Source organism: Pseudomonas sp. B33.4 (genome assembly GCF_034555375.1).
GTDB lineage: Bacteria > Pseudomonadota > Gammaproteobacteria > Pseudomonadales > Pseudomonadaceae > Aquipseudomonas.
The window spans coordinates 6,442,357-6,455,169 of sequence record NZ_CP140706.1 but is presented as its reverse complement, the minus strand read 5'-3'; the positions used below and the strand labels follow the sequence as shown (position 1 = coordinate 6,455,169).

Annotated in this window: 12 protein-coding genes and 1 pseudogene; 8 read left to right on the top strand and 5 right to left on the bottom strand. The window is 57.7% G+C overall.

The annotated features are described in order from the left end of the window. Positions 1 to 49 precede the first annotated feature (49 nt). From U6037_RS28715 to U6037_RS28695, 5 genes are all read right to left on the bottom strand, one after another. Positions 50 to 406: a hypothetical protein gene (locus U6037_RS28715; RefSeq protein ID WP_322845292.1), complete on the bottom strand. Its 357-nt coding sequence runs from the start codon at positions 404 to 406 to the stop codon at positions 50 to 52. A gap of 95 nt (positions 407 to 501) precedes the next feature. Continuing rightward, positions 502 to 2,838 (bottom strand): lipase family protein, encoded by a 2,337-nt coding sequence (locus tag U6037_RS28710; RefSeq protein WP_322845291.1) that lies wholly within the window; start codon positions 2,836 to 2,838, stop codon positions 502 to 504. After that, the gene (locus U6037_RS28705; protein ID WP_322845290.1) at positions 2,835 to 3,632 is read right to left on the bottom strand and encodes a hypothetical protein; all 798 of its coding nucleotides are present in this window, start codon (positions 3,630 to 3,632) and stop codon (positions 2,835 to 2,837) included. The genes U6037_RS28710 and U6037_RS28705 overlap by 4 nt, the downstream gene beginning before the upstream one ends. Continuing rightward, positions 3,629 to 4,477, bottom strand: a complete 849-nt coding sequence (locus U6037_RS28700; RefSeq protein WP_322845289.1) for a DUF4123 domain-containing protein — start codon at positions 4,475 to 4,477, stop codon at positions 3,629 to 3,631. Before U6037_RS28700 ends, U6037_RS28705 begins: the two co-directional genes overlap by 4 nt. Beyond that, the gene (locus U6037_RS28695) at positions 4,474 to 6,474 is read right to left on the bottom strand and encodes a type VI secretion system tip protein VgrG (protein WP_322845288.1); all 2,001 of its coding nucleotides are present in this window, start codon (positions 6,472 to 6,474) and stop codon (positions 4,474 to 4,476) included. The genes U6037_RS28700 and U6037_RS28695 overlap by 4 nt, the downstream gene beginning before the upstream one ends. Before the next feature lie 715 nt (positions 6,475 to 7,189). Here U6037_RS28695 and tssA point away from each other — a divergent pair. From tssA to U6037_RS28655, 8 genes and pseudogenes are all read left to right on the top strand, one after another. Further along, complete coding sequence (gene tssA, locus U6037_RS28690; protein WP_007920270.1) at positions 7,190 to 8,752, top strand: type VI secretion system protein TssA; 1,563 nt, start codon at positions 7,190 to 7,192, stop codon at positions 8,750 to 8,752. Between the two features lie 32 nt (positions 8,753 to 8,784). Then, positions 8,785 to 9,288, top strand: a complete 504-nt coding sequence (gene tssB, locus U6037_RS28685; RefSeq protein ID WP_003229587.1) for a type VI secretion system contractile sheath small subunit — start codon at positions 8,785 to 8,787, stop codon at positions 9,286 to 9,288. Between the two features lie 25 nt (positions 9,289 to 9,313). Further along, positions 9,314 to 10,789, top strand: a complete 1,476-nt coding sequence (gene tssC, locus U6037_RS28680) for a type VI secretion system contractile sheath large subunit (protein ID WP_007920272.1) — start codon at positions 9,314 to 9,316, stop codon at positions 10,787 to 10,789. A 9-nt stretch (positions 10,790 to 10,798) separates the two neighbouring features. After that, the gene (gene tssE, locus U6037_RS28675; protein WP_007920274.1) at positions 10,799 to 11,206 is read left to right on the top strand and encodes a type VI secretion system baseplate subunit TssE; all 408 of its coding nucleotides are present in this window, start codon (positions 10,799 to 10,801) and stop codon (positions 11,204 to 11,206) included. Positions 11,207 to 11,217: 11 nt separating this feature from the next. Beyond that, positions 11,218 to 11,493, top strand: a pseudogene (locus U6037_RS28670) (PAAR domain-containing protein); the annotation flags it as partial. 105 nt (positions 11,494 to 11,598) lie between these two features. After that, the gene (locus U6037_RS28665; RefSeq protein WP_322845287.1) at positions 11,599 to 11,976 is read left to right on the top strand and encodes a hypothetical protein; all 378 of its coding nucleotides are present in this window, start codon (positions 11,599 to 11,601) and stop codon (positions 11,974 to 11,976) included. Then, the gene (locus U6037_RS28660; protein WP_110718144.1) at positions 11,973 to 12,389 is read left to right on the top strand and encodes a hypothetical protein; all 417 of its coding nucleotides are present in this window, start codon (positions 11,973 to 11,975) and stop codon (positions 12,387 to 12,389) included. The genes U6037_RS28665 and U6037_RS28660 overlap by 4 nt, the downstream gene beginning before the upstream one ends. Then, on the top strand, positions 12,382 to 12,807 hold the full coding sequence (locus U6037_RS28655) for a hypothetical protein (protein ID WP_322845286.1): 426 nt from the start codon (positions 12,382 to 12,384) through the stop codon (positions 12,805 to 12,807). The genes U6037_RS28660 and U6037_RS28655 overlap by 8 nt, the downstream gene beginning before the upstream one ends. The last annotated feature ends 6 nt before the right edge of the window (positions 12,808 to 12,813 follow it).

The following is a 12,813-nucleotide window of genomic DNA, read 5'->3' as shown; positions in this document are numbered from 1 at the left end:
GGCACACCGATTGCGGTCGGGTGCCCATTTTTTGTGGCTGTAAATCGGCTTATTGACGCCGGAAGCAGGCCTTGCCGTTGCCGAAGTCCACGGCCAGGCAGTTTGGCTCAATAGCCAATTGCAGATCCTCGAACAGGACAGACAAATCGTTATCGGAAGCAGGCTTGGTTGCACTTTTCAGCGTCAGTATTTCCTTGTCCACTTGCCAAGTGCCTTTGGCAAAACCGTCAGCACTGCCGTACGCCACGCCCGCATCAAAAGTACCGTCCTTGCGCAGCAGCAATTCGGCGCCCATTTCCATGGCGCCGGACAGGTAGTAATGGCCGTCCAGTGAGGGGGTGTCTGCTGATGCTTGGGTGATTGGCAGCCAAATAAGTGCTGCGAAAAATAGGGTTTTCAATTCCATGAGGTGAAGCTCCTTACCAGCCGTTGTAGAGGGTGCAGATTCTGTGGGCGTTGGATTCTGGCATAGCCAAGATTTGTCCGCGCGTTGTTTAGCCGCTACACAATCGAATCAATATCCAGCTGAAACGGCGCGCCAACCGCATGGCCACTGGTCATTGCGGCGATGGCGGCATCGTGGTCTTCGGCGGCTGTCGGAATCATCGCCAGTTGTTCCTGGACGAGGTTTTCCGGGTGAGCGTTCCAGCGCACCAGGTTTTCCTGCACCCACTCGGGCTGGTCGGCATAGCTGCCGTAAACGTCGGCTTCGGTGACGCGCTGGCCGCGCAGAGCGACCAGGCGGTCATGGGTCATTTTGATTTTGTCTATTTCGTTGTTGAGAACCGTGGTCTTGTGATTTCTTTCCTGGTGGCGGACATAGGCGCTGGGGTGGGCCTGGATCTCGCGCTCAACGGCACGCAGTTGCTTTCTGATATTTTCCAATGCGCCGCTGACCCATTCGAACTCCCGGGGTGTGACCAAAGAGCGTTTGAGCTGCTGCGCCTCCTGCCAGCGGCGCAGGCTGGCCCAGCAGCCGGGGATGTAGCTGCCGACCATCGAGTGATCGCCTGCCGCGAAGAGCTGCTTCAGAAAAGAGCCGCGCTTGGGCAGGCCATTGATATTTCGCAAGGCTTCGGCACAGCCGTGATCGTTGATAATGCTGCAGCCCGGCTGCCAGAGAATGGAGGATTGGTGTTCCTTGCCAAACACTACGGGCATGAAATGGCGCAGTGCACCGTGGTGTCCGTAATCGTCACCAAAGAAGTTGGTCATTCCCCAGACAAGCAAGGCAAAACCGGCAGCGGGGGTAATAACCAGCACTGCTCCATTGGCGATATACATCGGCTCTGGTTTGGCAAAGGTGTTCATCCATGTGGCGGGTACGCTCGGAACCGGGTCGTTCTGGTTGACGATGCGGTGGTGGATCAACGCCTTGGCACTTTCGATGAAAGTGGTGTCGCCGGCGCGAGGGGCGCCGTAGGTGTAGAGCACGATGTCGGGGTCGAAACGCTTATCACGGCGCAGCATTTCGGACAGTATCAAAGCCACTGCACCGCCCAGGCTATGCCCGGTGATCAGCAGCTTTTGCCCGCTGTAGAACTTATCCAGATAGGTCACGATAAAGGGGTATGCCGCCAGAGCCCCGCCGTAGAAACCTCGGTGCACCTTGCCTTCGCCTTCTTCGAACGCAACCTGATAAGCATCGCCATCACGCAGGCCGTCGGGCCATATTTCACTGGTGCCGCGCACGCTGATGAGGATCAGTTCGTCGTGGTGGCAGATGAAGGCTTGGGTGTCGGTACTGTTGTCTTTGTTGCGGTCATCAAGAAAGTGCAGTTTGGCCGGATTTTCTTGCTCATCACCCAACGCCGGGTCGTTCACTTCGGGGTAGAGTTGCGGGTCGAACGGAACCACTTCCAGGCGTTTCGAATAAGGCACTTCTTCGTACAGCGGGTAGTACTTTTGCGTTTGCGCAGCATCGACTTGCCATAACTCATCAAACTGCGCCAGGGCATGGCCGAACCAGTTGCCGCTGCTGGGCTGCAGGGGGAAGCTTACGCTGTCGGTTTCCACCGGTTGCGTGTTCGGTTCCTGTCCGAAATCGCTATAGCTCAGGGTGGCCAGCAAGGACAGTTGATAGAGGTTGAGTGCGCAGAAATCGTCGCTGGTCGACAGCATCGGCCGCAGCGCCCGCATTGGGCGAACTTCCAACACGTGATGTTTGTTTGGCAGCAGGGCAATGCCCTTGGGTTTGGGTGGAGGCGGGAAAAACCCCAGCTCGACCGTGGCCATGTCTTCCTGATTGAAAATTGCACTTAGCCCGCCATCCGGTGCAGTTGTATCAACCTGCTTGAAAGTTCTGCTTTTGGGCGCGGACCGCAGCAGTTTGTGCACCAGCATGTTTGGTGGGTCGCGGCGCTGCGCCAGCGGCGGTAGGTGCGCCACATGCTTGACCAGTTCACTCACCTCGACCTGGTAATAGGCATGGGTGTCGGTGAGATTTTTTGCCGGGTTGGCTTGGGTGCGTACACCTGTTGTGTGGAAAAAGCGGGTTTGTTCGGCGCGTACCTGGAGTTCGGTAATGGGGAGTGGGTAATGTGGTCGTTGCTTCAGCCGAGCGTAGGTTTCCTCTTTGCCCTGATAAAACTGATTGAGTTTTAGAGTGACGGGGCCACAGTAATGATCAATGACTTTGCCAGAGCCAGTAGCATCCAGTTTTCCGGAATAGACGGTGTCTTCGTAATCAATGACTTCATAAGTCAACCCGGCATAGGGTTTGCCGTCGCCAAATTCGTCCACTAGCTGAAACGTGGTCGTATGGCCACGTAAAGGGCAGGCGTGTATGTTGCCTTGCATAAAGCTCGCATCACTGGCGGCCAATGGTTCAACGCTCATTGGGTTTCTTCCTTGTTTTCTGTGCAGCCCGGGTAGATGGTGCAGACGCGCTCATCCAACATTTTGAAGGTGCTGAAGTCTTCGTAATTGCCGAAACAGAACGCGTCCTGATCCTCAAAGCCTTTCCCCATACAGCGCTTCCAGCCGCCAGGGACTTTGACCCACGTGTCACCAAATGCCGGCTTTTCCTCATCGGCCAACTTGACCTTCAGCCTTACCGTTTTTCCCGATAGCTGAGTCAACGTGTACGCAGTGGAGGGACGACCCCTGCGGACGTTGCCCTGCTCATCCATTTTTTTGCAGGTGAGTATTTTCGTGATGTAGCGCTTCGGGCCAACGGTGCGGAACAGCCATTGGCATTCACCGAAAAACTCGCCCGCGCCGTCATCACCGAAGGTACCCATCTGTCGTTCCAATAATTCCGGACGTACGGCGAACGAGGCATAGTCATATCCCGAGTAGCTTCGTTTCTCGTCTCTGCCAATCACTCCGATGATCTTGATCTCAACATGGTTGAGCGCTAGCGGGCACTCACTCTCGGTTCTGTACAGCTCGATCTCGGCAGTACTGATGTATTCCATGCCGGGTTTATTGAAACTGACCCAAAAATCTCGCTTTACCGGCAAGGTGCATGTTTCGCCTTGCGCGGGAAGGTAGATAGCTTTGAGTTCATACGTGAAATCAGCTGGGAAATCGGGAACGAACGTAAACGAGTTCGGCTTGCCGACGGCGGAGCAACCCAAGGTCAGGGCAAGGCAACTGCCCAGCGTCGCCCAGCGTAATGAACCCCTCATATAGACCCCTCCCCCTGCCAATACAGCGCCTGCTGATACAACCGTTCGAAATGCGCCGCGGGGTCTTCTTCAGGTTTAGGCAGCCAGTTTTTGGGTGGCAGATAATCCGGTGCTTTCAAACTCTGGGTCAGTAAAAAGTGCACCTGCTCCGGTTGGTGCCACTGCCACAGGTGACTCAGTTGAATCTGTGCCCACAACCAGTCATCCACATCATGCTGCTCGGCCAGCGACGCCAGTGCTTCGACGTGCTCTCGCACCAGATAGCGTCGGGTGTTATCGAACAGCACGTTGGCGCGCACTGTTTCTGGTATTGGCGTGTTCAACCAGGGTGGTTCGGCCGGCAGCGGGTAAGTGCCGGGAGCTGGGTTATCGGCGACGGACCATTGCGGGTCCTGCCAGTAGCAAACGCTGATGATCGGCCCAAGCAGCTCGGCGTACTGCGCTGGTTGCAGATGGGCCAGGGCACGGCCGAGTACACGGTTGTCGTGTACGCGATACACCGCCAGGTTTGGCGACTCGCCGGTGATTATGCGTTCGCGCCAGTGCGCAGCCAGAGCATCCAGATCCGCGTGACCGGCACTGGCCAGCCAGCCCCAAGCCCGTTCAGGTGTGTTCAACAGGGTCTGGACCAGCGGATGTCTGACGCTACCGATCTGAAACAGAAACGGACCGCTCTGCGCCAGTGAGTTCGCCGCTGTACCCACATATAAATTGCGAGCGTGTTCGGTGCCGAGTTCTTGCGTCAGGGCATTACATTCTTCAGGTTGATCGAGCGAGTCGAGCATCAGAAACAGTGCGCGATCGGATCGCGATTGTGCGTTCAGCCATTGTTCGAGTGTGCTCATGCGACTTCTCCGATGCTGCACTGGCCGGCACGGCAGGCCTCGCAAAGTGGGCAATAGTCCGCGGCCTGCTGGCGGGCACCCGCGACGATGGACGCCGGGCTGGCGATGTCGGCAAGGGTTTTACCGGCCGGGGCCTGTGTTGCCTGTATCGGTGCAATACCCGCCAGAGGGGCGCCGCCCTGCACGATCGGGACGCTGCTGAATATTCCGCCGGCGTTGATCACGATGTGGTGACCACCGGCGGTGAGCGTCAGGCTCATGCCCGCATCGATCACCACGTTGCTGGCCGAAATGTGCGCCTGCTGACCGGCGTGAATTACCAGGGATCCTGCGGTCAGGCTGCTGGTGCCGCTGATCGTCAGCAGATCATCGGCATTGATCACCGTGCTGCGCACGCCGTGCTGGGTGCGCAGTTCTTTGCCTGCGATCAGGGTGGTGCTGTTATTGCCCACCTGTTCGAGGCGGTCGTTGAGGATCACTTGCTCGATGTCACGTTGAGCCCGCAGGTAGATTTTTTCCTGTCCGGCACGGTCTTCGATCGACAACTCGTTGTAACCGCCATTGCGCGGTGAGCTTTGAGTGCGCAAGACCGTTCTGGTCTCGTTGGCTGGCAATGCATAGGCGGCGGATGTGATCTTGTTGGGCACGCACCCGGTGATCAGCGGTTGATCCGGGTCACCCTCCTGAAATGTCACGACCACTTCCATGCCGATGCGCGGAATCGTCATCGCCCCGAAACCTTCCCCGGCCCAGCTGGAGGCAACGCGTATCCAGCAACTGCTTTTCTCGCTATTGAGTTCTGCCCGGTCCCATGGAAACTCGACGCGAACCCTGCCGTATTCGTCGCAGAACGTCTCTCTTCCGGGCGGCCCGGTGACTCGTGCGGTCTGGCAAACCAGCACAGGTCTTGGCGCTGGCAGTGGCGGGCGGTAAAGCACGTCGGCCGGGATGGCCTTGAAGGTATTGCGATAACCTTGAGTGAAGCCATCAGCTGTTTTGTCATCGCTGCTGAAAGCCTCTTCCAGCACTTGGGGCTGCTTGCCTTCATGAGTGATGTTCAGCAGCAACCACATCTCGTTGCAGTCCGGTCGCGGATGTTCGGTCAGGTCGAAAAGGTGACCGCTGCGCAATATCGCTTGATTGCTCTTGCCCTCAATCCATTGATAGTCGCTGCGGTGCCGCTCCAGTGCTTGGCGCGCCTGCTGTTTGCCGTGCTTCTCAGACGTCATGAGCAGCGGATAACGATAGTCTTCAAGTTCGGGCGTGAATTCGGCGGTGAAGCGACTCTCCAGCAACAGGCTCGGGCGTTTCAGGTCATAGTCGCGGCGGGTGACCGTGCTGGTGCGAGTGTTGAAGCCCATGGTGAGGTGATTGACCACCGGATGTTCTGCAACCATGCCGCTGTCAGGCTGAAAAGCGGTCGCTCCCAATTTTGGGAAAAACACCTGACTGTCGCTGAACACCAGCAAATGCCTGTCAACCGAGTGCTGGTGATGCCACGCGATGCCGTCCTCGGCGCACAGGCGCTGGATATAACGGAAGTCGTCCTCGCCGTATTGCGTGCAGTACTCACGCACTGCACGGGTGGTGACATTGAAGGTGAAGTCATCGGGCTGAATGCCCTGCCGTTGCAGAACCTGCGCGACAATTTGGGGCACTGTCAGGTTCTGGAAAATCCGCTGGTCGCGACTGAACTGCAGGTAGTGCAGCGCGGGCACCAGCGTGAGCTCATAGCGAGTCAGGCGTTTGCCGGACTCCGCCAGCATTATGTTTTCGATGCGCCCGTGAATGCCTTCCTGATTGGCGCCGAATTGCAGGAACGCAGGTCGGCTTAGCAACGCTTCCAGATCGACATCAGTCCGCTCGCTCACCAGTGCGACACGGATGGCATACAGCTGACTGACGGCTTCAGCGCCGTTAAACGAAAGCACCTTGAAGTCGTGACGAAAAGCAGGAATTTGCAGGGTAAACAGCGCGCAATTGCCCGTACCGAACATAGGCTTGTCCTTAAGCAAAGTGAGTCATTGCGCGGTGTCCGATCCTCCGTGATCGCCACGCATAAAAAATTTGCCAAGGCACGCTAGCGGCGCGGGAAATAAATTGATGTAAGAAGTGTCTCTGTCATTTGTCAGAGACTTCCGGGTTGTAAAACGTTGTATGAATTGAAGGAACTGGCTGTAGGAGAGTACTTCGATATTTATTGAGTTAGCACGAATGTGCAGTGTTTACGGGGCTGGGAAAGTTTCACAAAAATACTTTGCCATCAAATTGATGGCACTTTTTCTGTTTATCATTGTCCTCGCTGAATTGTTCAAAGAGGCTGATGCATTTTCGGAAGTGTCCTACTTCTATTTTTTTCAAGAGTTGTCATGCTTGCCGCTCTGTAATGGGACGAACGTCCGGGAGGATGTCGTCTCGCCGTACAGAAGCGCTCTAGCTCAGGGCATTGGCGGGGGAGAGAGAAATGTGGCGAATATAAATGACTATCAGGGATTCCCTTGTGACATATAGGGCAATCTCCTACAGACCCCAATGAACACTTCGTCTTGTTGTTTAATCAGATGCTTGCTAGTGGCCATCATAGTGATTACGATGCGCCCACTTGAAAGAGCACATCTCAATTGGATGAGTCGCTTCACCGCTCTTCGATACTGTCCCGCGCCGCCGCAACTCCAATAGGCGCCTGACTGTAATCCTTAATAAAGGCCATGGATGTCCTACTCAAGCAAACTTTCCGCCCATTACCTCGAACTCGCTAAAGTCTCTGTTTCCAAAGAGAATTTCGCGGGCGAAGACGTTCGTTTTTCGAGCGAATTCGAGGCGCTGGAAAGCGAGCTGGCCAAAGCCTCGTCGATGCACGAAAGCGGGCAGATCGACTGGCTGAAAATTCGCGAAAACAGCGAAAACCTGCTGCGTACCCAATCCAAGGATCTGCGTGTCGGCGCCTGGCTGACCTGGTCGCTGTACCAGCGTGAATCCTTCCCCGGGCTGCTGGCCGGCCTCGGTCTGCTGCACCATCTGTCGGAAAATAACTGGGCCGACGTTCACCCGCTCAAACCCCGCACCCGTGCCGCCGCCATCGGCTGGCTGGTGCCGCGTCTCGAGCAGGTCATCACCGAAAACATTGCGATCAAAGAGCAGTTGCCGATGTTCCGGCAGCTCTCCGAGCACCTGTCCGGTCTCGAAGCGGCTTGCGCTGAGCATCTGGGCGATGACTCGCCGCTGTTGCTGCCGATCTCCCGTCGCCTGAAAACCATGATCCAGCGCGCGGCCGACAATCAGCCGGCCCCCGGTGTGGTCGGTGCGGCAGTGGCGCAGGTCAAGCAGGCTGCCAGCCAGTTGCTCACCCCGGGCGCACCGATCGACAACGAACGAGACGCCCATAAAGCCCTGCGCGCCCAGCAGGAAAGCGCCCGTCCGCTGTGCGCCTGGTGGCTCAAACAGAAAGCCACCGACCTGCGCGCTCTGCGCCTCAATCGCACGCTGCTGTGGATGACCATCGACGCGGTGCCGGAGCGCAACGCCGAGCAGATCACCGTATTGCGCGGCCTGCCGCTGGAAAAACTCAAGCTGTACCAGGACCGTTTCGATCAGGGCAAATACGCCGACCTGCTGGTGGAACTGGAGGCGAGCCTGGCGAAGGCGCCGTTCTGGTTCGATGGCCAGAGGATGGTCTGGGAGTGTCTCCAGAACCTCAACGCCGAGCTGGCAATGCGCGAAGTGGAAATCCACTTCGCGCTTTTGGTTCAACGGCTGCCCGGCATTGTCGAGTTGCGTTTCCATGACGGCGCGCCGTTTGCCGATCCGTCCACCCGGGCTTGGATCGCCGCCAACGTCATGCCGCACCTGCAGAGCGCCAGTGCGCCGCGCAAGGTCGAAAGCGAAAACGTCGAAACCCAGCCAGCCTGGGAAAAGGCCCTCGAAGAAGTTCTGCCGCTGCTGCGCAAGGAAGGCCTGAAGCCCGCCGTGCAGACGCTCAAGCAGGGTTTGCAATCCGCTCACGGTGGCCGCGAACGCTTCTTCTGGCAGTTCGCCCTCGCGCGCCTGTGCTTCATGGCCAAGAAATACGAACTGGCCAAGAACCAGCTGGAAACCCTCGATCAGACATTACAGGACTCAGGCCTGCACGCCTGGGAGCCCGATCTTGCATTGGAAGTGCTGCATTTACTGCATAGCTGCTGCGAGTTGTTGCCGCAGAACCATGCCGTACGTGAACGCAAGGAAGAGATTTATCGCAGGCTGTGCCACCTCGACCTCGAAGTGGTACTCGAATAGGCCCCAGGGCCACAACCGCAAGGAGAAAAGCCATGGCCAAAGAAGGCTCGGTAGCCCCCAAGGAACGCATCAACGTCACCTTCAAACCCGCCACCGGCGGTGCTCAGGAAGAGATTGAACTGCCGCTGAAGCTGCTGGCAATCGGTGACTACACCCACCGCAAGGACGATCGCAAAATCGAAGATCGCAAGCCGATCAGCATCGACAAGATGACCTTCGACGAAGTGTTGGCCAAGCAAGAACTGGGTCTGACGCTGAGCGTGCCGAACCGTCTGCAGGAAGATGGCGAGGCCGACGAGCTGGCTGTGCAACTGCGCGTCAATTCGATGAAGGACTTCAACCCGGCCAGCCTGGTCGAGCAAGTGCCTGAGCTGAAAAAACTGATGGAACTGCGCGATGCGCTGGTGGCCCTCAAAGGCCCGCTGGGTAACGCACCTGCGTTCCGTAAAGCGATCGAAGGCGTGCTCGCCGACGACGAATCCCGCGGTCGCGTACTCGGTGAGCTGGGCCTGAACGCCGCAGCCCCGGACGCCTGAGACTCCAGCCAAGGAAGCCAACACAATGAGCACTAGCGCAGCACAAGAGAAGAGCGCCGGCAACGGCGAGTACAGCATTCTCGACAGCATCATCGCCGAAACCCGTCTGACTCCGGACGACGAAGCCTACGACATCGCCAAGCGCGGTGTGTCGGCGTTCATCGAAGAACTGCTCAAGCCGCAGAACAACGGTGAGCCGGTCAAGAAGGCCATGGTTGACCGCATGATCGCCGAGATCGATGCCAAGCTCAGCCGTCAGATGGATGAAATCCTGCACCACCCGGACTTCCAGGCTCTGGAATCGTCGTGGCGTGGTCTGCAGTTGCTGGTCGATCGCACCAACTTCCGCGAAAACATCAAGATCGAAATCCTCAACGTCTCGAAAGAAGACCTGCTGGACGATTTCGAAGATTCGCCGGAAGTCATGCAGTCGGGCCTGTACAAGCACATCTACACCGCTGAATACGGCCAGTTCGGTGGTCAGCCTGTGGGCGCGATCATCGCCAACTACTACATGTCGCCAAGCTCGCCAGACGTCAAGCTGATGCAGTACGTGGCCAGCGTTTCGTGCATGTCCCACGCGCCGTTCATCGCTGCGGCCGGCCCGAAATTCTTCGGCCTGGAAAGCTTCACCGGCCTGCCGGATCTGAAAGATCTGAAAGACCACTTCGAAGGCCCGCAATTCGCCAAATGGCAGAGCTTCCGTACTTCGGAAGACTCCCGCTACGTTGGCCTGACCGTGCCACGTTTCCTGCTGCGTAACCCGTACGATCCGGAAGAAAACCCGGTCAAATCGTTCGTGTACAAGGAAACCGTTGCCAACAGCCACGAGCACTACCTGTGGGGCAACACTGCTTACGCGTTCGGCACCAAGCTGACCGACAGCTTCGCCAAATTCCGCTGGTGCCCGAACATCATCGGCCCGCAGAGCGGTGGCGCGGTTGAAGATCTGCCGTTGCACCACTTCGAAAGCATGGGCGAAATCGAAACCAAGATCCCTACTGAAGTTCTGGTTTCCGACCGTCGTGAATACGAACTGGCCGAGGAAGGCTTCATCTCCCTGACCATGCGTAAAGGCTCCGATAACGCGGCGTTCTTCTCCGCGAGTTCGGTGCAGAAGCCGAAGTTCTTCGGCATCAGCGCAGAAGGCAAGGCCGCAGAGCTGAACTACAAGCTCGGCACCCAACTGCCGTACATGATGATCGTCAACCGCCTGGCTCACTACTTGAAAGTGCTGCAGCGCGAGCAACTTGGTTCGTGGAAAGAACGTACCGACCTCGAGCTGGAACTGAACAAGTGGATCCGTCAGTACGTTGCCGACCAGGAAAACCCGAGCGCCGAAGTGCGTGGCCGTCGTCCGCTGCGCGCTGCGCAAGTGATCGTCAGCGACGTTGAAGGCGAGCCGGGCTGGTACCGCGTGAGCTTGAACGTGCGTCCGCACTTCAAGTACATGGGTGCCGATTTCACCCTGTCGCTGGTTGGCAAGCTGGACAAAGAGTAAGAGCGACTCATGGACGGATACGGCAGCCTGTTCGAACGCCTCAACGGCGACGCGCAACTACGCAAGGGCAATAGCCTTGAGGCTTGTGCCATGGCGTCAGTGGCTGCCCATCTGGCCAAAATGCTCAGCACCCGGGCCGGCAGCGTGCAAACGCTGGCCGACTACGGGTTGCCCGATCTCAATGACATGCGTCTGAGCCTGCACGACTCCCTGAGTCAGGCCCGTCTGGCCATCGAAAACTTCATCGAAGCCTACGAGCCGCGCCTGAGCAACGTGCGTGTCATTTCCCTGCCGCGTGACCACGATCAACTGCGCCTGGCCTTCAGCATCGAAGGCCTGCTGGAAGTTGAAGGGTTCAAGCGTCAGGTCAGTTTTTCCGCGCGCCTGGATGGCAGCGGACAAGTGAAGGTCACCTAAGGAGATCCCCGATGTCTGGCAAACCCGCAGCACGCGTATCCGACCCCACCGCTTGCCCACTTCCAGGCCACGGTACCAACCCGATCGCCGCCGGTTCCGGCGACGTATTCTTCGATGGCCTCGCGGCCGCCCGCCAAGGCGATGCCTCGGCGTGTGGTGGTGCGATGGTCGGCGATCTGGCGACCACGGTGTTGATTAACGGCAAAGCGGCCGCGACCGTGGGTTCGGTTGGTATTCACGGCAACAAGGTCACGGCAGGTTCCGGGACGGTGATTATCGGCAATTCGCCAGGGTCGAGCTGATGACTAAGAAACACCTGAGTGGCGTTGTTCGTTCATGGACAGTCGATAGCGGGGCGTTCTGTCCATGACGCACATGTTCGGGTCGGCTCGATGAAACTCAGAGCCTGGCAATGTCTCATCGCTTTTCTCAGCTCGGTCGGTTTGCTGGCGATTCTGGTCGGCTTCGCGCTGCTGTTGCGAATGGAAAGCTCGACCGAACCAAAGCTGTTCGCTCATCCCAACGCGTTGTGGGTTGGCGCCGAGGATGGCGGGGTATTCGTTGAAGTTACCAGGAACGAGGCGCCGGACTATTACGTCGAGATTCGCCACGAGAGTGGCGGAATGTGGACTGAGGGCTGGGTTCGATACGGCACACGGGACAGCTATCCGTTGAGCGCTACCGCCATCGGCGGCTACGACGGCGTCGAACTCTATGTGTATTCGGCGATGGCGATCACGCCGAAAAAACAGGGAGTGGCGCAGCGATGAATATCTACGCGCGTCTTGCACTCTGTCTGGCGATTCACGCGGCGGGATGCGTGGCCTACGTGTTTCTGAATAACGCAGTGGTTGTGGCCTATAAGGCCTTCAACGGCGGATTCACCACCCGTGGCGTGGCGATTGGCATCGCTCACTACATGTTCATCTACATATTTTTTGGCATAAACGCGCTGGCCGCGATCATCCCGAACCTGTGGGCCAAGCTCGGTTTGCTCGCACTGATGGTTGCCTGGATTCTGTTCATGATGGTGCCGGACAACCCGCTACGTGCGCTGTTCTACACCGTGGCCCAAGGCGGAGTCACGTTGTTGGCGATTCTGCTCACGCAGGTGATTGAACTGCGTTGGGAAAGACTTGCGCTGATGCGGCAGACGTCGCCTGCGAGCCCTGCTCATGCTTAGTCGTGCGCAACTGAGCTTCTTCATGGCGGCCTTGTGGTGGCCACTGCTGGCGGTGTTGGTGATCAGTTCCTATGACCTGTGGAGTGGCGAGTATTCAACACCCGAGTCGTCCGGGATTTATTGGCAGTACCTGTTGTGGTGGGGAATTCCCGGGCTTTTGGGTTTTTCGCTATGGATGTCCCGATCGGCGCAGAGCCGCAACGAGCAACAGGCACTGCGGATGGTTTGGTGGGCGCCGGTGAAGTTCATCCCGTTCTACGCCGTGCCATGGATGCTGTATGGCCTGCTCAGTCTGGTTGTCGGTCAGCTCAGTGATGCCTACATGGCGTACGGCTGGATCTCGATTGTGCCGTTCCTGCTGATTGGCGGTTATTTCTGCGCCGGCGTGACGGTCGCGCTCTACAGGATATTTTTTTGATGCGTT